This window comes from Peptoniphilus faecalis (assembly GCF_012976305.1).
Classification (GTDB): domain Bacteria; phylum Bacillota; class Clostridia; order Tissierellales; family Peptoniphilaceae; genus Peptoniphilus_A; species Peptoniphilus_A faecalis.
Genome location: NZ_JABDSR010000009.1, coordinates 52497 through 73599, shown reverse-complemented (window position 1 = coordinate 73599; position 21103 = coordinate 52497). Strand labels below are relative to the sequence as shown.

Genomic DNA, 21103 nt, shown 5'->3' with positions numbered 1-21103 from the left:
ATAATTATTCTAGTTTATGTAGTTTTAGTATATTATTTATAAATTGTTTTTTCAAGACTATTAGAGAAACTATAGAATTGATAATATTAGTTTTTAAAATTTTTATTAAATATAGAAAATTTAAAAGGAAATATTAACAAAATTAGTTACTTCAATATTTATTTTAAATCCTATTTTTAAATCTAAATTTGATTTTATTCTAAAGGTTTTTTTTGTATCTTTATTTTTAACATTATAAAAATATCCTTCTAAATCCTCTTCCTTAGATTCGATGATAAAATTGCTACCCTCTTTTAACTTTATATTTTTTGACTTAATGGCAATATTTGGACCTGGTTTATTTTTAAATTCAAAATCTTTCTTTTCTTCTTGACTTAAAAAAATATCAAAGCCCACAAGTTTAGCTGAATATTTATTTTTAGGATTAAAAAATACTTCTTCTTTACTTCCTAAATCCTCTATATGTCCATTTTTTATTACTAAAACATCTTCGCTAAATCTATAAACTTCTTCTTTGTTATGTGAAACCAAAATAGTAGGTATATCATAATTAGTAATTAAATCCTTGATAAATTTCTCCATTTCATCTCGCAAAACAGAATCTAAGGCTGAAAATGATTCATCTAAAAGAATAACCTCTGGATTTATAGATAACATTCTTGCCATAGCAAGTCTTTGTTTTTGACCTCCAGACAAATTTTTTGGAAATAAATCTTTTTTTTCATACAATCCAACTTTTTTTAATAATTCCTTTGTCTTTTTCTTATCTTTACAAACAAAATAAATATTTTTTTCTGCCGTCATATTTGGAAATAAGGCATAAGATTGAAACATATAGCCTACTTTTCTATTTTCTGTTTTCATAGAAAAGGATTTTGAAGAGTCGTAATACTCATTATTGAATTTTATATAACCTTCATCTGGATCTATAAGACCTGCAATGCACTTTAAAATCATAGTTTTACCAGAGCCAGATTCGCCTAAAATCCCTAAAATTTTATTTTGACTCTTTACATTAACATCTAAATTAAAATTTCCAATTTGCTTTTTTATTTTTATTTCTATCATACTAATTTTCTCTAAAAAGTTTCTGCGACAATATGTTTGCAAGTATCATTGAACTAAAGGATATAACTATTATAGTTATTGACCATTTAAAAGCTAATAATCTATTGCCTGCCTGCACTGCAGAATAAATAGCTGTAGACATTGTTTGTGTCTTTCCAGGAATGTTTCCCGCTATCATTATTGTCGCACCAAATTCACCAAGTGCTCTGGCAAAAGTAAGTATTAAGCCAGAAAATACACCTGGTACTGAAAGTGGCAGTAAAATTTTCCAAAAAATTTTCATTTTTGAGATCCCAAGGGTTTTAGCAGCAAATAATATATCTTCACTTACTTGTTCAAAAGCTCCTAAACTCGTCCTATACATTATTGGAAGACTTACAACAATGGCAGATATAACTGCAGCTGTTGGAGTAAAAATGATGCTGATTCCTAAACTTTTTAAAAACTTTCCTATTATAGAATTTTTCCCAAATATTATTAATAAAAAAAATCCAACAACAGTTGGAGGGAGAACCATCGATAGAGTTAGAAAACCATCTACTAAGGACCTCCCCTTCTTCATATTCATAACTAAATAAGCTAAACCAATTCCCAAGAAAAAATTTATAATACTAGCTAAAAGAGCTGTTAAAAGTGAAACTAATAAGGGACTCATGCTTCAACTTTTCCAAATCCATACTTTTCAAAAATCTTCATTACTTCTTCAGATTTTAAATATTGGATAAATTTTTCAGCAAGTTCTTTATTTTTAGATTCTTTTAATGGTGCCACAGGATAAATAACTTGTTTGTGTGAATCCTTTGGCGCTGATTCAATTATTTCTACATTTGCATCCTTTAGCATAGCATCTGTCTTGTAAACAAATCCTGCATCTACTTCACCGCTGGAAACCCAATTTAAGACTTGTCTAACATCACTTGCATAGGATGTTTTTGAGTTGACTTTGTCTGCTATTTTATAAAAGTTTAATATTTCTTGTGAATATTGACCTACTGGAACACTTTGTGGATCTCCAAGGGCAACTAATTTTACCTTATCTGTGGCTAAATCATCAATTGATTTTACTTTGCTCTTATTTTCTTTGGGAGTGATTAAAACTACATCATTTAACAATAAATTTACTTTTTCATTTTCATCAATAAAGCCTCCCTTAATTAGTGCGTCCATTTGTTTTGAAGAAGCAGACATAAATATATCTGCGTTTGCTCCTTCTTCTATTTGAGTTTGTAATGCTCCTGAACCACCGTAATTAAGTCTAAAATCTACTTTATTATCCTTATTAAAGTTTTCAGTGATTTCCTTTAATGCGTCTTGTAATGAAGCCGCTGCTGATATATATAGTTCGCCACTTTCCGCCTTTTTGTCTGAATTTTTTTCATCTTTTCCGCAGGCAACTAATCCTAATGTCATTGTAGCAATCAATACAATAAAAAATATTTTTTTCATTTTATTTTCCTCCACAATCTTTTGCTTTTTCATTTAATATATCTAAACCATGAATTAGTGGTCCTTCAAAAGCTTTAATATTTTCTCTAACAGCTTTTAATGAACCTGGCAAATTTATAATAAGCGAGCTTTTTCTAATTCCAGAAACTGCTCTTGACAACATTGCCTTATCTGTAAATTTACTGCTATATAGCCTCATGCTTTCAGCAATCCCAGGTACATTTTTTTCTAAAACAGCTAATGTCGCTTCTGGAGTATTGTCTCTTGGTGAGAAACCTGTTCCACCAGTAGTTAGGACTAAATTTAGTTTTAATTTATCTGTAAAATTTTTTATAGTTTCAGAAATAATTTCTCTATCATCTGGGATTATTGTTCTAGCTGAAATTTTAAATCCCCTTTCAGAAAAAATTCTTTCGATTTCGTCTCCTGATTCGTCAAGTCTTTCTCCTCTTGAACCTTTATCTGAAACTGTAATAATTCCTAATTTATAGGGCGTATAAAATTCAACAGAAATATCATCGCCTCTTTTAAGAACCCCTCCATGCAAAACTCTTGCAAAAACGCCTTCTCTTGGCATAATACAATCTCCAAGGCTATTTCTTATGCTACATCCCTTATGACATTCTTTTCCAATCTGTGTAGCTTGTAGTCTGACATCTCCTGAGACTAGTACAGTTCCAACTTTTATTTTATCAAAATCTAATCCCTTAATTAAAATATTTTCACCAAATGCTCCTTCAGGAATTTTTAATCCCTCTTTTATTTTTTCAAATTCTTCAACGGAATCCTTTGACAAAAGTGAGACTTGCCTGTGCCAATTTCCAGCATGTGCATCATTTAAAAGTCCAAATCCCTTTACAACTTCTACGGACTCTTTCGCGTGTTTTTGTGTGCCCTTTTTTTCACTTATACATAAAGCACAGATTTTTGGCATTTTATCCTCCTATTTGATTCATATTTTTTTTATCACGTTGAATTAAACTTTCATTCATATGATGCATAAGAGGTTTATTATAAATAATATCTTTAATTTTTTCTCTTAGCTCATTTTCACTTAAAGAATAAATATAGGGTCTAATATTCTCGCCCAAATCATAGTAAAGGCAAAGTTTTAAAAATCCAGTTGCCGATAATCTAATTCTATTGCATTCACTACAAAATTTATTATCAATGGCATCTATAAAGCCTATATTGGATCTATAATTTTGAAAAGAATAGTATTCAGCTGGTCCATTTCCCTTTTTTCCGTCAAAGTGGCTGGATTTTCCTAAAATACTTTCAATTATTTGTAGCAATTCTTTTTTGCTATACCCTAATTCTGAATTTGCAATTCCTATTGGCATGACTTTTATAAACCTAATATCTATTGGATTGTCTTTACCTAAATTAATTAAATTTTCCATATCTTCTCTATCTAAAGGTCTAATAGGAACTGTATTAATTTTTATTTTCTCGAAATCATGTTCTAAAAGTAATTTAATTCCTCCAAGAACTTTATCAAGTAAATTTCTTCCAGTGATTTTTTCGTATTTAATTGGATTTAAACTGTCTAAACTAACATTAATTCTATCAATTCCCGAGTCAATAAGATCTTTTCCATAATTTTCAAGTAAAACACCATTAGTTGTTATTGTAACTTCTCCAATGCCCTCTAGTTTTTTTAGCTCTTTTATCAAATTACAAACATCTCGTCTTACTAAAGGCTCTCCTCCTGTCAATTTAAAATTTTTAATCCCTAGAGAGATAAATATTTTTGCCAAGATTAAAATTTCCTCATAACTTAAGATATCTTCATGGTTAAGTAGTTTTACGCCTTCTTCAGGCATACAATATTTACACCTCAAATTACATCTATCTGTTAAAGATATCCTAATATAATCAATTTTCCTTCCAAAGCTATCTCTCATTTATAAACTCCTATAAAAATCGCCTGACTTTCCTCCCGATTTATGAATTAGTTTAATGTTAGAAATTTCCATATTTTTATCTATGGCCTTACACATATCGTAAATTGTAAGAAGTGAAACTGAGCAAGCCGTCAACGCTTCCATCTCTACTCCAGTCTTGCCTACAGTTCTTACAGAAACTTCCGATTCAACATAGGATTCTTCTCTATTGATAACAAAATCTATGTCAGAGCCAGTTAACATAAGCGTGTGGCACATGGGAATTAAATCCGCTGTCCTTTTACTAGCCATTATGCCAGCAACTCTTGCCACAGCTAAAACATTGCCCTTGCTAACAGTTCCTTCTTCAATTTTTTTAATAACTTCTCTAGATGTGTAAATTCTACCCTTAGCAACTGCAATTCTTTTAGTTACATCTTTTTCAGAAATCTCGACCATTCTTGCTCTGCCGTCTTTATCAAAATGACTTAAATCCATTTTAAACTCCCTTTCCAAAAGAACATTCTGGATATGTGCAAGTTCTACATTGTAGACAAAGTCCACCATGTCCCAGCCTTGCAATTTCTTCAGCTTTAACTAAATCTTTTGCAGCTATCCTTGGAAGAATAATATCAAAAATAGTTGACCTTTCATACATTACGCAACCTGGTAAACCCATAATAGGTTTTCCCTCATCTGAATATCCTAAGCAAAACATTGCACCTGGAAGCACTGGTGCCCCATAAGTAACTAGATTTTTACTTACATTTGTAATGGCTTTTGGCGTTTTATCATCGGGGTCAACGCTCATTCCGCCAGTCAAGATTATAATATCTACATCTTTATCAAGCATCTTTTTTATTTCTCTTTCAATATCTTCACTATCGTCTGAAACTAAAACATGCTCTGTAACTTCTAAATTGTATTTTTTTACCTTTTCTTTTACTACTGGACTAAAAGTGTCCTTTATTAACCCTGAAAAAATTTCTGAACCAGTGGTTATTAGTCCAATTTTTTGATGTATAAAAGGTAAAATATTAAAAATCGCTTCTCTTCCGATTTCTGCCTTTTTAGACTCCATTTTTTCTTTTTCAATTACTAAAGGTATAATTCGAGTTCCAAAAATTTTATCATCTTTTCTAACGGGCATATTATTGTGCCTGCTTGCTACCATCATTTGAGGATCTATATTAATTTTTAATAGTCTTTCAATATCAACCTTTAATAATCCATCTAGTTCTGAAAACACATCAAATTTACCTTCACTAGGACCTTTAGCATACATATTTTTGCCCATGCACATATCTCTTAAATATTCCGCTGCTTGATCTTCGTGGATCATGCCCTCTTCTAATTCAAAAATATATATGTTTTTTTTCCCAATTTTTTTTAAGATTGGAATATCTTCTTCTTTAATAATATGTCCCTTTTTAAACCTTGGCCCCTTAAATTTATCTTTTATAATTTCTGTTATATCGTGACCAAGTACCATTCCAACTGATTTTTCTACTGGAACTTCTTTCATCCCTATAAATCTTCTCCTATATTATGTTTAAATACACTTTTATATTATACTTATTTCCCTTTAATTTTTCCCATCAAAATAATTTAAAATACTATTATAATCTTCTAAACTATCAATATCCTTACCTTCAATTTCACTTTCTATTTCAACAGAAATAGAGTTTTTTTCTGTGATAAATATAGATCCGCCCTCTTCACCTTTTAATTCCAAAAGTTTTTCCTTTAATGAAATTGGCATTATAACAGGAGAACCTTTTTTGCCTGCGAATCTAGGTAAAATAATTTTATCAGGATTTTTTTCAAATTCGCTTAATAATTTAACTACTGATTTTTCTTTTAAAAAGGGCTGATCTGCCATAAAAAACATATAGCCCTTTGAGTTAATTTTTGAATTTTTGATTCCAAGCTTTATGGACTCGCTCTTCCCTAAATTTGCATTTAGATTTTTTTCATAATTAATTTCCCTTTTAACTGCGTATTCTATAATCTCAGAATCATTAGTTACAACAATTTTATCCTTAAAGGGAATTGACTCAATTAAATCTAAAACATAGGAGTAAATCTTTTTCTCTGAAATTTCAGCCTTTAACTTATTGCCCTTAAATCGATTTGAATGTCCGCTAGCTAAAATAATAGCATTAACTTCATAACTTTTTATTTTATCATTCATACATTTGTCCTATAACTTTCTATAATTTCACCGGCAATACTTATTGCAATTTCCTCTGGAGTTAGAGCTGATATTTTTATTCCCACTGGCAAGTGAACTTTCTTTTCATATTCACCTTCTAAGTCTCCGCCTAAAAAATGTTCTCTATATTTTTTAGCTTTTATTTTATTTCCCACAACGCCAATATAATAAGGTTCCTTCTTTAATACACTTTCCAAAACTTTAATATCGTATTTATGCCCTCTAGTCATAATAAGTACATAGTCACTTTTCTCAATATCAATAGAATCAAGTTTATCAAAATCTATTACTATCCTTTTAGTTTTTTCAAACTCTTTTTGGCTTATAAAGTCTTCTCTATCGTCAACTACATTTATATTTAAACCTAAAAAATCAAGCACCTTAACAGTAGCCCTCGATATATGACCTCCTCCAAAGATAAAAACCCTCATGGGTCTTTTTATTTTTATCTTAAATAAATTTCTCTTTGGATTTTCTTCTCCTGTAAAGGGAAAAATTTTTCCGTCAATTTCAATTGCAATTCCAAAATTAGAATCTTCCTTTGAAATATCATACACAAGATAAACATTATGATCTTCTACTTCTGATAAGAGTTTCTCAAAATATTCCTCATTTTTGTAATTTTCTATGTCTATATATTGAAAATGAACTCTAGTCTGTCCACCACATACCATTCCCTTTTCAGCAGCAACTTCTTTAGAAACTTCATAAAATTGTTGATCACATTTTTTTGTAGAAATTAAATTTTTTGCATGATTTATAGCTTGAAATTCCTGTTCTCCGCCACCAATAGTGCCAGAATAATATCCCTTTTCAGTTATTATCATAGTTGCTCCAACTTCTCTTGGAGCAGAGCCATGTTTGAAAATTATAGATGCCATTACAAAAGGCTCTTTTTTTCTACATAAGTATATAGCATCTTTTACAATATCTATCAAATTATCATCCCTTCAAAAATTTTTCTATTGCTCACTATAATTCATATCAGCTAATCCTTTGTTAAAATGACTTTTTAATAGTTTTTTTACTTCTGACATATTATCTTTTTTAGTATACTCTAGCATGAGCTTATGCTCTTCAAAATGCTTATCTTTGTATATTCCCTTATTATATGAAGACGCCAGTATTAATAAATCAGATAAGTCGTCAAACTCCTTTATTAAATATTTATTATTTGTAGCAACAACAAATTGTCTATCAAAGTTTATTGATGTCTTTATATATTTGTAGTCAAATTTATTATTGTAATCATGTTGTTCTTTGTTCTCTTCATATGCTTTTTCAAGTAGCTGTTCTAAATGTTTTTCTTGATTGTTTTCTAAAATAATATTCAAAGCACCTAAAAGTAATATTAAAATCGTCTTATTAAGATCAACTATTTCCTTTTCAGATAATGAAATTACTTTATACTTATTGTTTTCTCTTATTTCAATAAGTCCTAATGAGTATAAAGATGATAGTGCTTCCCTAATAGGAGTATTGCTTACAGAAAATTCTCTAGTTAGTTCAGATATATTGACATCTTGCCCTAATTTATATTCTTTAGTTAAAATTTTTTCTTTTATCAAATCAAAAACTTGATCTCGAATGCTCAGTCTGCTTATTTTCATTAAAATACTCCTTAAATTTTTTAAACATTATAAATTCAATATAACTTTAAACACCATTAAAGCGTTTAAAGTTATATTTTCATTCTATTCTATTATATCATCAAAGAAGAAAGTTTTGATTGCAGAAATCACTTGTAGAATAAAGATAAATAATACTACAAAGCCTCCTGCTGCCGCTAAATCTTTAACTCCTTGAACTCCTTGTTCTCCGCCGCCAAATGCCGCCATTATTATAGCTATACAAGCTATTGTACAACCCCAGATTATTTTCATAACTCCTGGAGCTTCAGAACCTATAGGAATATTTTTCATACACATTGATGCAATAGATGTTGAAGTTGCATCTGCAGCTGTAACAAAAGACATTAATATTACAAATAAATTTATAGGTATTAATATAGCTGATAGCGGCAAACTTTTTATAAATTCAAACAATGCCATTGTTGCATTAGTATTAGCGATAGCACTAACTAGATCGAGTTCACCCTTCATTTGCATAAATAAAGCATTGTTGCCCCAAACTCCAAACCAAATTATTCCAAAAACTGCTGGTAATAATAAGTTTATTGTCAAAAATTCTCTTATAGTTCTACCATAGGAAATTTGTGCTAAAAATATTCCTGTAACTGGTGCATAGGCAATCCAAACTGCAAAATCAAATAATGTCCACGATCTAACAAGGGGTTCTCCACCAATATCTATTGGATCTAATCCCCATTTCCAAAAATTACTTAGCCATTCCGCCATGCCTGCTGTTGAATTTCTCAAAATAAATAAAGTTGGTCCAACTACAAATAAGAAAATTAACAATCCATAGTAAAAATAAGCATTTAAATTTCCAACTTTTGCCAATCCTTTGCTTAATCCTGCATATGATGACATACAAAATAAGATTACAATTAAAACTCCGATCCCTATAAATAATGGCATCGTCGGTTCAATTCCATACCCTGATTTTAGTCCAGTTGTCAAAAGAACTAAACATACAGTGAATCCAGAGGACAAACCTAAAGCTATACCAAGCATTGATAAAACATCAATTACTGTTGAAGCTTTAGAAGTCTTTATTTTTTCTCCAAATAGAGGTGTAAGAGTAGCTGTAACTGACAATTGTTGTTTCTTGTTAAAATACATATAAGCAGTTAATACGCCAATAAGTGCATAAATAGCATAAGGTGCAAAAGTCCAATTATAAAAGCACCTTCCCATAGCAAATCTTAAAGCCTCTTCAGAAAATGGAGCAATATTTAATTTGTCCAATTCTCCCCATATATTTCCATAATAAATTAAGGGCTCATTAACTCCCCAAGTTACTATACCTGTAGCAACTCCACCAGTTAATGTCATTGCAAACCAAGTTTTAAAAGAATATTTAGGTTTTGCATCAGCTCCGCCAAGTCTAATTTTTCCAACTTTAGAAAACAATATTACAAAAGTTAGAATAAGTACGAAAATTGTTAAAATTTGATATAACCATCCAAAATTATCTAAGGACCAAGTAAAAATTTTATTTGATATTGTAGACAATGCTTTGTTGTTTACAATGCCAATTATTGCAGCTGATAATATAAGTATGAACCCCGGTATAAATACTTGCCATCTTATCTCTTTTTTATTTAAGTTTTTCTTTTCCATATTTTACCTCATATATTTAATAATTCTTTTGATTTAATACAATCATAGGCTTTTTTAATATCTTTAGATACATTTCTATCTTTATCATAGTATTTAACATATCTCCTAAAAATTTCGTAAGCTTTTTTAGTGCCTTTGCCAAGCTTAATATCCCCTCTTAAATCTATTGCTTGACAAGCGTGTATTGCCTCTATTCCCAATATGTAATAAATATTATCAAGCATTTGCATTATTTTGTAACATGCCAAAGGTAAATTTGATGCATGATCTTCAATTCCTCCAGCTAGTGCGTAAAAATCCATTGAAGATGGATTAGCAAGCCCTCTATTTTGAGTATCTAACATTGTATAAGTTTTTTGAATAGTACCAAAGGCAATTGTTGTTACTTCCTTAGGAGTTAAAAATCTTGTGAGACCTGTAAAACTTGGATCTGCAAGTTTTATCATTCTATAACATGAAGTCTTTGATAAATGACTTAATGCAGTTGCTATCATTTCAACGCCAACAGCAAGAGATGTTACTTCAAAATTTGCACTCACAAAGGAAGATCCTTCTTCTAATACTATACATGGATTGTCATCAGTTGAATTCATGGCAATTAGCAATTGTTTTTCGACATAATCCAAAACATCGTATATTGTTCCATTTACAGCATGTGCACATCTAAAACATAAGGGATCTTGAAGTGCTCTATTTTCATCATAATCATAGAGATAACTTCCCTCTAAAAACTTTCTACACATTCTTGCAGATTCAACTTGACCTTTAAAACCTCTAAGTGCATTTACATCTTCACGAAGCTGCTCCGTAACGCCATTTAATCCTTCTAAACTCATACAAAAAATTAAATTTGTCATTTTGGCAACTTCTCTTACTTCTTTTATTATAGTGGCGACCATTGCCTCGCCCTGTGCATTTGAAGAAACAATACTTAATCCATCTTTTGGTCCTAATTTTGCAGGTTTTAAACCTATTCGTTCCATTGCAAGCTTTGAATTAATAATTTTACCATTGAAACTAACATCTTCTTCTCCAATAAAAGCTAGTCCAATATGAGACAAAGTTGTAATATCCGCTTCACCTATAGATGAACGCATTGGGATTCTTGGATGAATTCTATAATTTAAAAATTTTTTATAATGTTCGAGTAAATCTAAACTTAATCCCGTACAACCGATCAAAGCTTTATTAAGTCTTATCAATAGAATAGCTCTTACTTGTTCATCTGTATGATAGGGCTCAACTCCCAAACAATGTGAATTTAAAAGATTTTTATTATACTGTTCAAAAAAATCCTCATCAAATTCTTTATCTTTATTCCATCCAACACCTCTATTTAAACCATAAACAGGTTTCCCTTCTGCAGCCATGTCAAACAGAATTTGTCTAGCTTTTTTAACTCTTTCCTTAGCATCTTCAGATATATCTACTAGTCTATTCTCATAGGCAACTTGATATATTTCTTCCAAGGACAATGCTTCTCCCTTTAAAATAAGCTTTTCCATTCTTTCACCTCTCTTAATTTTTTTCACTTAATGCTTCTATAATTTTTTCTGGAGTTACCGGATAATTAGTTATATTAGTTCCCAAAGCATGATTAATTGCATTTATTATTGCTGGTGCAGGTGCAACTGCTGATATCTCCCCAACACTTTTAATTCCATAAGGTGCTGATTTATCATTTGTTTCCACCAAAACTACTTCTACATCTGGCATATCCCATACATTAATGACATGATATTTTGATAATGTTGAGTTTTTAACATATCCTTTATTATCTATTTCAATATTTTCTGATAGAGCCATTCCTATTCCAAACTCTGCTCCACCTTCTATTTGACCTTCTACAAGTGCTGGATTAATCGCTTTTCCAATATCGTGAACGCATACTAATCTTTCAACTTTTACAAAACCTGTTTTTTTATCAACTCTCACTTGAGCAAAATTTGCCGCAAATACTGCAGGATTTCCCTTTGGTATGTGTTTTACATATACTGAAGTATGATCAAATAAATTTTTTTCTCTAATTTGAGAAATTTCTCCATAGCTAAATTTCTCATCGCTATTTTTTATTTTTACGAATCCATTTTCAACATACATATCTTCAATTTTTATATTTTTTACTTTATTTAAAGTGTCAAATAGTAAATCAATTAATTTTTCAGAAGCTTCTTTCAAAGCCCCTCCTGCTACAAAACTTACTCTACTAGCTTGAGTTCCCGCAGCATCATATGGCGTAATGAAAGTATCTGCTTCAGTTAAAAATATATTTTTAGGGTTTAAATCAAGAGCTTCTGCAGCAACTTGTTTTAATGTTTGCAAAGTTCCACAACCTTGTTCGTGAACAGCTATTTTGCACAAAACATTCCCATCAGCATTTAAAACCATTTCTACATTTATAAAATCGGGAAAAGCTCCAAGATAACCATTGCCATGAGATGCGCAAGCCATTCCAATACCATAGGCATATCTATCTGTATTTTTGTTTTTTAAATTTTCATAATTGTACTTCCAATTTATTTTTTCCATACCAGCAATTACACATCTCTTAATTCCAGCATCGCCAATATTAGGTCCTCCTACTGGATCCTCACAGTATGGATCAACTAAATTTTTAAGTCTAAGTTCACATGGATCCATTCCTATTTTTCTTGCAACATTATCCAAATTAATCTCTGAAACTGCATGAGCTTGAGAACCTCCATAGGATCTAAAAGCTCCACCTGGTAAAGTATTAGTATAATATGCAGTACCATTAACTTCTTGATTGTAAATTTTATATAGTCTAAAAAGTTTTTTTGCATATGCATTTACAATGCTCGAAGCATTTGTAGCATAAGCTCCTCCAGCAACAAGAGTATCTATTTTTCTACCTAAAATTTTTCCATCCTTATTCACTGCAGTTTTAATGTGAATTCTCATTGGATTTCTAGTAGTTGTTCCCTTTATAGTTTGTTCCCTATCCATATAAATTTGAACTGGTCTCTTTTCAGAATAGGCAACGAAGCCTGCAATAAACTCAAGCATAGGTTGTTGTTTGCCACCAAAAGAACCACCCATATTAGTTTTTTTAACTCGTATTTTACTATAAGGTAAATTCAAAATCCTGCTCAAGTGCATCTGTATAGCAAATACTATTTGACTTCCGCTAGATACAACTAAATTTCCAAATTCATCAACAGTAGCCATGGCGGAATGTGGTTCTATTGCTAAATGATGAGTTCTACTTGTGTTTCCCTCGTCTTCTACTATATAATCTGCTTCTTCAAAAGCTTTTTCAACATTTCCACATGATTTAGTGTTTTCATAAGCAACATTTGTATTACCTGTGATAATATTTACATCTTCCATTGCATCATCAATTGTCGCTACTACTGGAAGTTCTTCGTAAATAACCACAACTTTTTTTATTGCTTCTTCTACACTTTCTATACTATCTCCTAATACTAAAGCTATTCTATCTCCTACAAATCTAGCCCTGTCGTTTAAAATCATCTCATCTTTTACACCATTAATACCAGTAAACCATTCCATGGAATTGTATTTATTGTGAGGCACATCTTTATAGGTTAGTATTTTATATATTCCCTTAGTTTTTAGAGCTTCTGAAAAATCAAACTTAAAATCGGCATGAGGCTTTTCACTTAAAACTAATTTTCCATATAACATGTCATTATACTTTATGTCTGTTATGTATTTTGTCTTCCCTTGAACGCGATCATAAGCATCATCTCTTATTAATCTTTTTCCAACATATTTCAAATTATTTTTCATAACTTATCAATTCCTCGAGCATATCCTCTAATAATCCTTGTATAGCAATTCTCTTATAATACTTAGAGCTTCTTTCTGGAATAGCTTTCTCAATCTCATTAAATCCAGTTTGTTGTAGAATTTCCAAGTTTATATTTTTAAAATCGTGATTAGCAAAAACTTTTTCCAAATCAAATGCCCTAACAGGTTTAATTCCAACAGCACCTAAAAATATTCTAGTGTCCTTCTTTCCATCTTCATTTAAAATAAAATTCATAGCACAGCTAATTTTAGAAATCGTTACTCCTGTACGAGATCCAATTTTATTAAAAATGTTTATACTATTTTTTTTAGGTATTATTATTTCTTTTATAATTTCATTTTGACTTAAAATTGTTTTCTCTCTTCCAGTAATAAAATCTTCAATAGAAACAATCTTTTCATTTTCCATTGAATCTAAAATTTTAATTTTTGCATCTAATGCAAAAAGTGCCAATACACAATCTGCACTTTGAGAAGCATTGGCAACATTTCCTCCAATAGTCGCAAGATTTCTAATTTGATTTGAACCTAATTTATAAGCAGCTTCATAAAGAGACCCTAGATTTTCTTTAATGCTTTTCTCATTAATGATTTCTGTCATAGTCATAAGAGGTCCTATATAAAAATTAATATCATCTTCCTTAAATCCCTTTAATTCATTTATCTTTGTAATTTCAATGATATTGTAATTGACAATTTTTTTATTCTTTATTTTTATTATTAAATCAGTTCCTCCAGCAAGGATATAATAATTGTCGCCCTTATTTTCTAAAATATAACAAAGTTCACTTAAATCCTTTGGTGCGAATATCATTTTTCCACCTCTTCACAAGCTTTTTCAATAGCTTCTAAAATTTTTATAAATCCAGTACATCTACAAAGATTTCCCTCAATATATCTTTTTATTTCATAAGTTGTTGGGTTTATATTATTTAACATCAAAGATTTTGCACTCATAATGAAGCCTGGAGAACAGTAGCCACATTGAACAGCACCACATTCCACGAACTTTTTTTGTAAAATATCCAATTGACCATCATGTTCTAATCCTTCTATGGTTATAACTTCTTTTCCATCTAACTGTGCTGCAAGCATCGTGCACGATGTAACCGCTAATGAATCCACTAATACAGTACATGCTCCACATTCGCCCTCGCTACAACCTTCTTTAGTCCCTGTTAGCTTTAAATCATTTCTAAGTAAATCTATTAATCTTTTCTTTTCGTCTACATCAAAATTATAGATTTCACCATTAACTTTTAAACTTATTTTCATTTTCCCACCTAAATTTTATTTTAATCAATATGCATCGTGCATACTTTAGTGCAATATAATATAAATGTGTTTTAAATAGTATACCACTAATTTAAATCGTTTTCAAACTGTTTTTAAAAATCTTCTCTTATTATTTTGTCCCTCAATTAAAAACTCCTTCCAAGCATTTAATTTAACTTATATATTATTTATTAATTTTTTAATTTCTTTGTTTAAGTTTAGTTGTAAATATTTTCTTTTGCTTGCTTTTTAAAATGCATCTTACAATATTACATTTATTTGACTTATGCAAGCACATATTTTACTCATCTATAAAATATTTATAATAAGGAGTATCTTCAACTTTTATTAGATTTAATAAGTCTAATTTTTCTTCCCGATTAAATTCTTATTGATATAAAATACAAATAAAAAATACTTTTATTTTGCTATTGATATTAAAAAAGACCCTTGTATGATTACTAAGGCCTAAATTTGACTTTTTGTTTATTTGAGACAGAAGAACTTGGTTACTATTTCTTTTTAGTTTAGATTAAATCTTCTTCATTATAAATATTGTGAGTGAAATAACTTTCTATTTCTTTTTTATATTTTAATAGAACTTGAATAGCATTCTTTAATTTTTCATCTGTACTTCTAAAGTTTGGAATCGACACACTCATAGCGGCAATTACTTTTCCACCCTTTTCTATCGGAACGGCAACACACTTTGAATCTAAACTTGTTTCTTGTAAATCAAATGAGTACCCATTATTTTTCACAGTCTCTATTTCATTCAAAAAATCATCTATATCTGTAATAGTTCTCTCTGTCAAAGGAACCATATTATCTCCAACAATGTCTTTAATTTCTTCTTCACTGTTTTTGTAAACCAAAACTTTTCCTAGTGCTGTTGAATAAATTGGTAAAAATTTTCCAACATAGCTCATTAGCTGAATTGATTGTTTTGGATCTTTTTTAGCAATATAGAAAACCTTATTATCTTGTAGTATCCCTAATTGACATATTTCGTTACATTCCTTAACTACTTCTGTCATATAGGATTTTATCATCTCAAGAAAAGATGTTGACTCTATATATGCCTCGCCTACTATGAAGGAATTTATTCCAATCCTATACTTCATTTCAGATTTTTTGGCTAAAAACCTCATATCCACAAGAGTCGAGAGTATTGGTGATATAGTGCTCTTAGGTATTTTTGTTTTTTCAGAGATTTCTGTTAATGTAAGATCTTCTTTTTCAGAAGCTAAAGTTAAAAGTATTCTAAGAACTCTTTCAGTTGGCTTATGCATATTGTTCTCCTTATCAAAGATTTTATAACTATTATTTTATATTATATATTAACCCTAAAAATATTAAAAGAGCCCGAAGGCTCTTAATATTATAATTAAACAAAAGCAGATGCTCTTTGAATTGCTGTTTCTGTATAACCAAGAAGCTCTGCCTGAACTTGTTTTCCGTTACATACTTCCACAATTAAGTCTAGCAATTCTTCACTTGCTTGCTCAATTTCCTTGTTTTCTGTAATTATTCCGCTTGCATCATAATCTATGTTGTCGCTCATTTTAGCATAGGTTTCGCTGTTTCCAGTAATTTTCAAAACAGGCGCTATGGCATGTCCAGTTGGAGTTCCTCTACCTGTAGAAAATACAACTAATTGACATCCTCCAGCAATTATACCCCCAACAGACGAAGCATCATTTCCTGGCGTATCCATAATTACAAGTCCTTCTTTTCCTTTAATTTGTTGAGAATAATCGTAAAGATTGTTAATGCTGGAAGTTCCCCCTTTATGAATGCATCCAAGTGATTTTTCTTCTAAGGTAGTAAGTCCACCTTCTTTATTTCCTGGTGAAGGGTTTCCGTCACGAACATCCAGCCCTGTATCATTCTTTATTTTAGTTTCATAGTTTTTAATAATTTCATAAATTTTATCATGAATTTCTTTATTTTTTGCCCTTCTAGCAAGAATGTGTTCTGCTCCAATAAATTCAGTAGTTTCACAAAGTACAGAAGTTCCACCCATTTCTACTAATTTATCACTAACTTTTCCAATTGTTGGGTTTGCTGCAAGTCCTGATGTTGTATCAGATCCTCCACAATTTGTTCCAAGAATTAGCTCTGAAAGTGGGAATTCTTCTCTTCTAATTAATGCAGCTTCGCCAACCATTTTTTTTGCAAGTCTTTGTGCTTTTTCTATGGTCTTTAGAGTGCCACCTTCCTCTTGAATAATAAGAGTTTCTACTTGTTTGTTAGTTCTTTCTAATATTCTTTCTTTAACAATATTAGCTTGGGCCGATTCACAGCCAAGACCCACAACTATTACGCTATAAACATTTGGATTTGCACCATACCCTGCTAGAGTATCTAGAGTCAAATCAAGATCTGCACCTACCTGTGAGCATCCAAGCTGCAAGTTAAATGTTACTGTACCTTGAACTCCTCGTGAAATTAATCTTGTTGTGTCTGATGCACATATACTTGCTGGTAATATTAAAACATGATTTCTAATCCCAACTCTACCGTCTTTTCTTTTATAACCCCAAAAAGTTCTCACTATACCACCTCATTCTTTTTCTTCAAGATTTTCTCTGTGATCTTTAATGTTATGTGTGTGAACATGAAATCCTTTAATAATATCTTTACTAGCTCTTCCTATATGTTCTCCATATTTTACAATATCTTCTTCCATTTTTATGTCTCTTATTGCTATTTTATGATATATTGGAATATCATTTTGTGCCACAACTTCCTTTGTATCTCCATTATCTAAATAGCTTACAGTTTCGCCTTTTTCTATAGGGCTTAATACTGTAACCACATTATCTTTATCATCAACTTTAAGAGCGTATTTCATGATTACCTCCCATCCATTACCTTGTTTCTTAATTTTTTTGCAAACTCATAGTTTTGTTCACTTAGTTCCTCAAATGGGAATATCGTATAATCGTTTATTTTAAGACCATCATCAATTAAAAACTTTTTAAATATATGAGAGAAATTCTTTTCAACACTATAAAGTGGCATAAGTCTATCAATTATATTACCTATTGCCTTAACTTCTTCAAAGTTCCCATTATTTATTGCTTCTACCCACTCTGACCACAACTTAGGCTCAAAGTTTGATATAGCAGCAATACATCCGCTTCCTCCTGCTATGACATTTGGAACAAAATGATCATCAAATCCTGAATATACCTCAAAGTCATCTCTAATTTCTTTAGCTTTTAGAATAACCTCTTTTGTGTGAGTTAGATTTGCTGTTGAGTCCTTCATACCTTTAATGTTTTTATGTTTTTTGGCAAGATTGAATGTTGTTTCAGCATTCATATCAAACCCAGTTCTTGCAGTGAAATTATAAATATAAATATTTCCATCTATTTTTTGAGCAAGCACATCATAATAATGGAAAGCCTCCTCTTGACTTATCCCGTAATAAAATGGAGGAAGTATTAAAACTCCCTTGACTCCTAATGAGATTGCATAATTAGATAATTCTATACATTCTTCTACATTAAGAGAACTTGTTCCAGGGATTAACTCAAGTTGCCCTTTATATTCATCTACATAAAGTTTTATTAGCTTTTTCTTTTCGTCCATTGATAATGCGGTAAATTCACCACTACTTCCGAGTGGTACTGCTCCATTTACACCATTGTCTATTAAGTGTTGAATTAGCAACTTATTACCTTCTATATCAATGTTTCCATTATTATCAAAGATTGTAACTGTTGGTGTTATTATTTTTGCTTCCATCTTAATCCTTTCAACGTTTATTAATTGTTAAGCAAGACATCCCCTCGCCTACAATAGGCGACGGGATTGTCAGTTTTTCTAGTCTATAATTTTATTTTATACTTTTTATAGATTATTTTAAATAATATGCGTCTAATGCATTATTGTAAAATACATCTTCAAGTTCTTTTTCAGTGAACACGTCTGATTCTGTTATAAATTTATACAGGTCTTCATATGAGAACTTAGTCATTACAGTAGGTGTGTCAGTACCCCAAAGAATCTTTTCAGTTCCTAAAATATCTTTTGCTATTTTTATATATTCTAGAGCTGTTGGGAAAGGATATTTTTCAGGAGCAACGTTCCAAGGTAATGCACTAAGGTCAATCCAAACATTGTCATGTTTTAGAAGTGGTAATGCTTTTTCTAAATAATCTCCATCTTCTAATGTAGGAGCCAATAAGTGACAGATTACAATGTTTAGATTTTTATATTTATTTGCAATTCTATACACTGCTTCTGGTTGACAACTTGCCATTGAAGGACTTCCAATATCTAATACTAAAGTCATATTTTCTTCTTCAGCAATTCTGTCATAAATCTTAGTCATCATTGGGTCATCGATAATAAAGTTGTTGTGATAACCCATCATTCCACCACCAACACTGATTTCAAATTTAAATATTTTAGCCTTTAGATCATTTATTAATCTATCTAGAATCGAATCCACTTCCTTACAGTGAGGATCTAGTGTTACAGCTGCTTTAAATCTATCTGGATATTTATTAGCTGTTTCAATAGCATATTCATTTTGGAAACCATATAAACTTCCTTGTAATAAAATTGCTTTTTCAACTTCATTTTCATCCATGATGCTTAATAATGACTCAGCAACAAATTCTTTATCTCCATATCCTTTTGGAATAATTGCCATTTCATCACCATTTGCCCAACGGCAAAGTCCATTTCCTAACGGTCTAAATTCACCGTTTTTACCAAAGCTTCTAATACTTTCAAAGATGTGTGCGTGTGCGTCAATTTTTTTCATAATCGTACCCTCCATAGTTTTTATTTTAAAAAAATTACCTTAAACAAATTTTAAACTTCTTCCTCAGTTTCATTTTCTAATTTCTCTAAATCTTTATTATAGGAAAATAGAGTTAAAACAAATGCCAATCCAAACGCTATTACTAGAGATATTAAAAACTGTATAAAAGCTTTACTCATAAACACTGGAAGCGTTGTAAGTGCTGGTAAAGCAAATGAAGTAGCTCTACATCCAAACATTCCAGCAACTGCTCCTCCTACTCCTCCTGCAATACAAGCACAGGTCATAGGTCTCTTAAGTTTTAAATTAACTCCATACATTGCAGGTTCTGTAATACCTAGCAGTGTTGTAAGTCCAGCAGAAATTGCTTGAGACTTAAATTTCTTATCTTTAGTTTTAAATGCAACCGCTAATGCTGCTCCACCTTGAGCAAATATAGCCGCACCAAACAAAGCTAAAATTGTGTCATATCCTACTAAGGATATATTATTAATTGCTACTGTAAATAATCCCCAGTGCAAACCAAACATAACCATAAACGGTTGCAAACTACCTACGATTATTCCAGCTACAAGTGGGCTCAAATTATAAATATTTTCATATCCACTAGCTAACCATGATCCAGCAACTTTTCCAATTGGTCCAAATACAAATAGGATTACAGGCGTAACAATTAACAAACAAATTGGTGGAGTAAATAATCCCTTAAAAGTTTCTGGTATGATCTTATAACAGAAGTTCTGAACGTATTTTGTAAAATATATCGCTAATATTATAGGGATAACAGAACTAGAGTATATTACTTTTGGAACTTCTAAATTAAAGAAAGTTACTGTCCCATCTGAACTCATTAAATTTGTCATTGATGGATGAAGTAATATGCATCCTATTAATGCTGCCGTAAATGTTTCTACCCCAAACCTTTTTGCCGCTGTTATTGCTAAAAATACAGGGATAAAATAGAAGAAAGCATCCCCAATAGCATTTAATATTTCATATGTAGAAGAAGTTTGGTCAATAGCATTTGTTGCCAATAACAGTGAAATTATTCCCTTTATAATCCCCGTTGATATCATCAGGTTAATAAATGGTAAAAATAGTGATGATAATAATTCTATAAAATCATCTACAAGTTTTTTAAATATTCCCTCTTTCTTATTCACAATAAAACCTCATTTCATTAGATAATAACGGTTATACAAAATCCTATTATATTTAAATAAATTCTTGAAACCTCCTTTATTTAGTTTATTCGTACTTAGGAACTAATTCGTATTTCCGTCTGTAATTGAAATATATCACATACTTTAATAAATTACAACATTATTTTTAAAAATTATTAAATATTTTTTGAAGTATATTGAAACTTTAAGTTTATTTATCAAATATT

The 21103-nt window shown here is 30.6% G+C and carries 21 protein-coding genes; all 21 read right to left on the bottom strand.

Features of this window, described 5'->3' with window-relative positions:
* Window positions 1-120: 120 nt before the first annotated feature.
* The 21 genes from HKO22_RS07630 to HKO22_RS07530 all read right to left on the bottom strand — a co-directional run bounded on the left by HKO22_RS07630 (window position 121) and on the right by HKO22_RS07530 (window position 20876).
* On the bottom strand, window positions 121-1068 hold the full coding sequence (locus HKO22_RS07630; protein ID WP_169969746.1) for a sulfate/molybdate ABC transporter ATP-binding protein: 948 nt from the start codon (window positions 1066-1068) through the stop codon (window positions 121-123).
* A 1-nt stretch (window position 1069) separates the two neighbouring features.
* On the bottom strand, window positions 1070-1723 hold the full coding sequence (gene modB / locus HKO22_RS07625) for a molybdate ABC transporter permease subunit (RefSeq protein WP_075659227.1): 654 nt from the start codon (window positions 1721-1723) through the stop codon (window positions 1070-1072).
* Window positions 1720-2514, bottom strand: a complete 795-nt coding sequence (gene modA / locus HKO22_RS07620) for a molybdate ABC transporter substrate-binding protein (protein WP_169969735.1) — start codon at window positions 2512-2514, stop codon at window positions 1720-1722. Before modA ends, modB begins: the two co-directional genes overlap by 4 nt.
* Before the next feature lies 1 nt (window position 2515).
* Window positions 2516-3448, bottom strand: a complete 933-nt coding sequence (locus tag HKO22_RS10880) for an MOSC domain-containing protein (RefSeq protein ID WP_169969733.1) — start codon at window positions 3446-3448, stop codon at window positions 2516-2518.
* Between the two features lies 1 nt (window position 3449).
* Window positions 3450-4421 (bottom strand): GTP 3',8-cyclase MoaA, encoded by a 972-nt coding sequence (gene moaA, locus HKO22_RS07610; RefSeq protein ID WP_169969731.1) that lies wholly within the window; start codon window positions 4419-4421, stop codon window positions 3450-3452.
* Window positions 4422-4898, bottom strand: coding sequence for a cyclic pyranopterin monophosphate synthase MoaC (gene moaC / locus HKO22_RS07605; protein ID WP_169969729.1), 477 nt, complete (start codon window positions 4896-4898; stop codon window positions 4422-4424).
* A gap of 1 nt (window position 4899) precedes the next feature.
* Entirely contained in the window at window positions 4900-5925 is a 1026-nt protein-coding gene (locus HKO22_RS07600) for a molybdopterin-binding protein (protein ID WP_169969727.1), read from the bottom strand.
* A gap of 60 nt (window positions 5926-5985) precedes the next feature.
* Complete coding sequence (locus HKO22_RS07595; protein ID WP_169969725.1) at window positions 5986-6594, bottom strand: nucleotidyltransferase family protein; 609 nt, start codon at window positions 6592-6594, stop codon at window positions 5986-5988.
* On the bottom strand, window positions 6591-7553 hold the full coding sequence (locus HKO22_RS07590; RefSeq protein WP_169969723.1) for an XdhC family protein: 963 nt from the start codon (window positions 7551-7553) through the stop codon (window positions 6591-6593). The genes HKO22_RS07595 and HKO22_RS07590 overlap by 4 nt, the downstream gene beginning before the upstream one ends.
* 24 nt (window positions 7554-7577) lie before the next feature.
* Window positions 7578-8225: a GntR family transcriptional regulator gene (locus HKO22_RS07585; RefSeq protein WP_169969721.1), complete on the bottom strand. Its 648-nt coding sequence runs from the start codon at window positions 8223-8225 to the stop codon at window positions 7578-7580.
* Window positions 8226-8309: 84 nt separating this feature from the next.
* The gene (locus tag HKO22_RS07580; protein WP_169969719.1) at window positions 8310-9860 is read right to left on the bottom strand and encodes a BCCT family transporter; all 1551 of its coding nucleotides are present in this window, start codon (window positions 9858-9860) and stop codon (window positions 8310-8312) included.
* An 8-nt stretch (window positions 9861-9868) separates the two neighbouring features.
* Complete coding sequence (locus tag HKO22_RS07575) at window positions 9869-11365, bottom strand: HAL/PAL/TAL family ammonia-lyase (RefSeq protein WP_169969718.1); 1497 nt, start codon at window positions 11363-11365, stop codon at window positions 9869-9871.
* Between the two features lie 13 nt (window positions 11366-11378).
* Window positions 11379-13634, bottom strand: coding sequence for a xanthine dehydrogenase family protein molybdopterin-binding subunit (locus HKO22_RS07570; protein WP_169969716.1), 2256 nt, complete (start codon window positions 13632-13634; stop codon window positions 11379-11381).
* The gene (locus HKO22_RS07565; protein WP_169969714.1) at window positions 13624-14469 is read right to left on the bottom strand and encodes an FAD binding domain-containing protein; all 846 of its coding nucleotides are present in this window, start codon (window positions 14467-14469) and stop codon (window positions 13624-13626) included. The genes HKO22_RS07570 and HKO22_RS07565 overlap by 11 nt, the downstream gene beginning before the upstream one ends.
* On the bottom strand, window positions 14466-14930 hold the full coding sequence (locus HKO22_RS07560; protein WP_075659239.1) for a (2Fe-2S)-binding protein: 465 nt from the start codon (window positions 14928-14930) through the stop codon (window positions 14466-14468). Before HKO22_RS07560 ends, HKO22_RS07565 begins: the two co-directional genes overlap by 4 nt.
* A 527-nt stretch (window positions 14931-15457) precedes the next feature.
* Window positions 15458-16222, bottom strand: a complete 765-nt coding sequence (locus tag HKO22_RS07555; RefSeq protein WP_075659240.1) for an IclR family transcriptional regulator — start codon at window positions 16220-16222, stop codon at window positions 15458-15460.
* A gap of 95 nt (window positions 16223-16317) precedes the next feature.
* The gene (locus HKO22_RS07550) at window positions 16318-17487 is read right to left on the bottom strand and encodes a UxaA family hydrolase (RefSeq protein ID WP_075659241.1); all 1170 of its coding nucleotides are present in this window, start codon (window positions 17485-17487) and stop codon (window positions 16318-16320) included.
* Window positions 17488-17496: 9 nt separating this feature from the next.
* On the bottom strand, window positions 17497-17787 hold the full coding sequence (locus HKO22_RS07545; protein ID WP_169969713.1) for a UxaA family hydrolase: 291 nt from the start codon (window positions 17785-17787) through the stop codon (window positions 17497-17499).
* A gap of 2 nt (window positions 17788-17789) precedes the next feature.
* Window positions 17790-18686 carry a dihydrodipicolinate synthase family protein gene (locus HKO22_RS07540; RefSeq protein WP_169969711.1) on the bottom strand — a complete coding sequence of 299 codons (897 nt, stop codon included), beginning with the start codon at window positions 18684-18686 and terminating at the stop codon, window positions 17790-17792.
* Window positions 18687-18798: 112 nt separating this feature from the next.
* A complete protein-coding gene (locus tag HKO22_RS07535; RefSeq protein WP_169969709.1) occupies window positions 18799-19713 on the bottom strand; it encodes an amidohydrolase family protein in 915 nt (304 codons plus the stop codon).
* A gap of 50 nt (window positions 19714-19763) precedes the next feature.
* A complete protein-coding gene (locus tag HKO22_RS07530; protein WP_211660224.1) occupies window positions 19764-20876 on the bottom strand; it encodes a PTS transporter subunit EIIC in 1113 nt (370 codons plus the stop codon).
* Window positions 20877-21103: the final 227 nt, after the last annotated feature.

Bases quoted from the DNA above. Each gene is read 5' to 3' on its own strand.
- HKO22_RS07630 (WP_169969746.1), bottom strand. From the start codon at position 1,068: ATGATAGAAATAAAAATAAAAAAGCAAATTGGAAATTTTAATTTAGAT.
- modB (WP_075659227.1), bottom strand. From the start codon at position 1,723: ATGAGTCCCTTATTAGTTTCACTTTTAACAGCTCTTTTAGCTAGTATT.
- modA (WP_169969735.1), bottom strand. From the start codon at position 2,514: ATGAAAAAAATATTTTTTATTGTATTGATTGCTACAATGACATTAGGA.
- HKO22_RS10880 (WP_169969733.1), bottom strand. From the start codon at position 3,448: ATGCCAAAAATCTGTGCTTTATGTATAAGTGAAAAAAAGGGCACACAA.
- moaA (WP_169969731.1), bottom strand. From the start codon at position 4,421: ATGAGAGATAGCTTTGGAAGGAAAATTGATTATATTAGGATATCTTTA.
- moaC (WP_169969729.1), bottom strand. From the start codon at position 4,898: ATGGATTTAAGTCATTTTGATAAAGACGGCAGAGCAAGAATGGTCGAG.
- HKO22_RS07600 (WP_169969727.1), bottom strand. From the start codon at position 5,925: ATGAAAGAAGTTCCAGTAGAAAAATCAGTTGGAATGGTACTTGGTCAC.
- HKO22_RS07595 (WP_169969725.1), bottom strand. From the start codon at position 6,594: ATGAATGATAAAATAAAAAGTTATGAAGTTAATGCTATTATTTTAGCT.
- HKO22_RS07585 (WP_169969721.1), bottom strand. From the start codon at position 8,225: ATGAAAATAAGCAGACTGAGCATTCGAGATCAAGTTTTTGATTTGATA.
- HKO22_RS07580 (WP_169969719.1), bottom strand. From the start codon at position 9,860: ATGGAAAAGAAAAACTTAAATAAAAAAGAGATAAGATGGCAAGTATTT.
- HKO22_RS07575 (WP_169969718.1), bottom strand. From the start codon at position 11,365: ATGGAAAAGCTTATTTTAAAGGGAGAAGCATTGTCCTTGGAAGAAATA.
- HKO22_RS07570 (WP_169969716.1), bottom strand. From the start codon at position 13,634: ATGAAAAATAATTTGAAATATGTTGGAAAAAGATTAATAAGAGATGAT.
- HKO22_RS07565 (WP_169969714.1), bottom strand. From the start codon at position 14,469: ATGATATTCGCACCAAAGGATTTAAGTGAACTTTGTTATATTTTAGAA.
- HKO22_RS07560 (WP_075659239.1), bottom strand. From the start codon at position 14,930: ATGAAAATAAGTTTAAAAGTTAATGGTGAAATCTATAATTTTGATGTA.
- HKO22_RS07555 (WP_075659240.1), bottom strand. From the start codon at position 16,222: ATGCATAAGCCAACTGAAAGAGTTCTTAGAATACTTTTAACTTTAGCT.
- HKO22_RS07545 (WP_169969713.1), bottom strand. From the start codon at position 17,787: ATGAAATACGCTCTTAAAGTTGATGATAAAGATAATGTGGTTACAGTA.
- HKO22_RS07540 (WP_169969711.1), bottom strand. From the start codon at position 18,686: ATGGAAGCAAAAATAATAACACCAACAGTTACAATCTTTGATAATAAT.
- HKO22_RS07535 (WP_169969709.1), bottom strand. From the start codon at position 19,713: ATGAAAAAAATTGACGCACACGCACACATCTTTGAAAGTATTAGAAGC.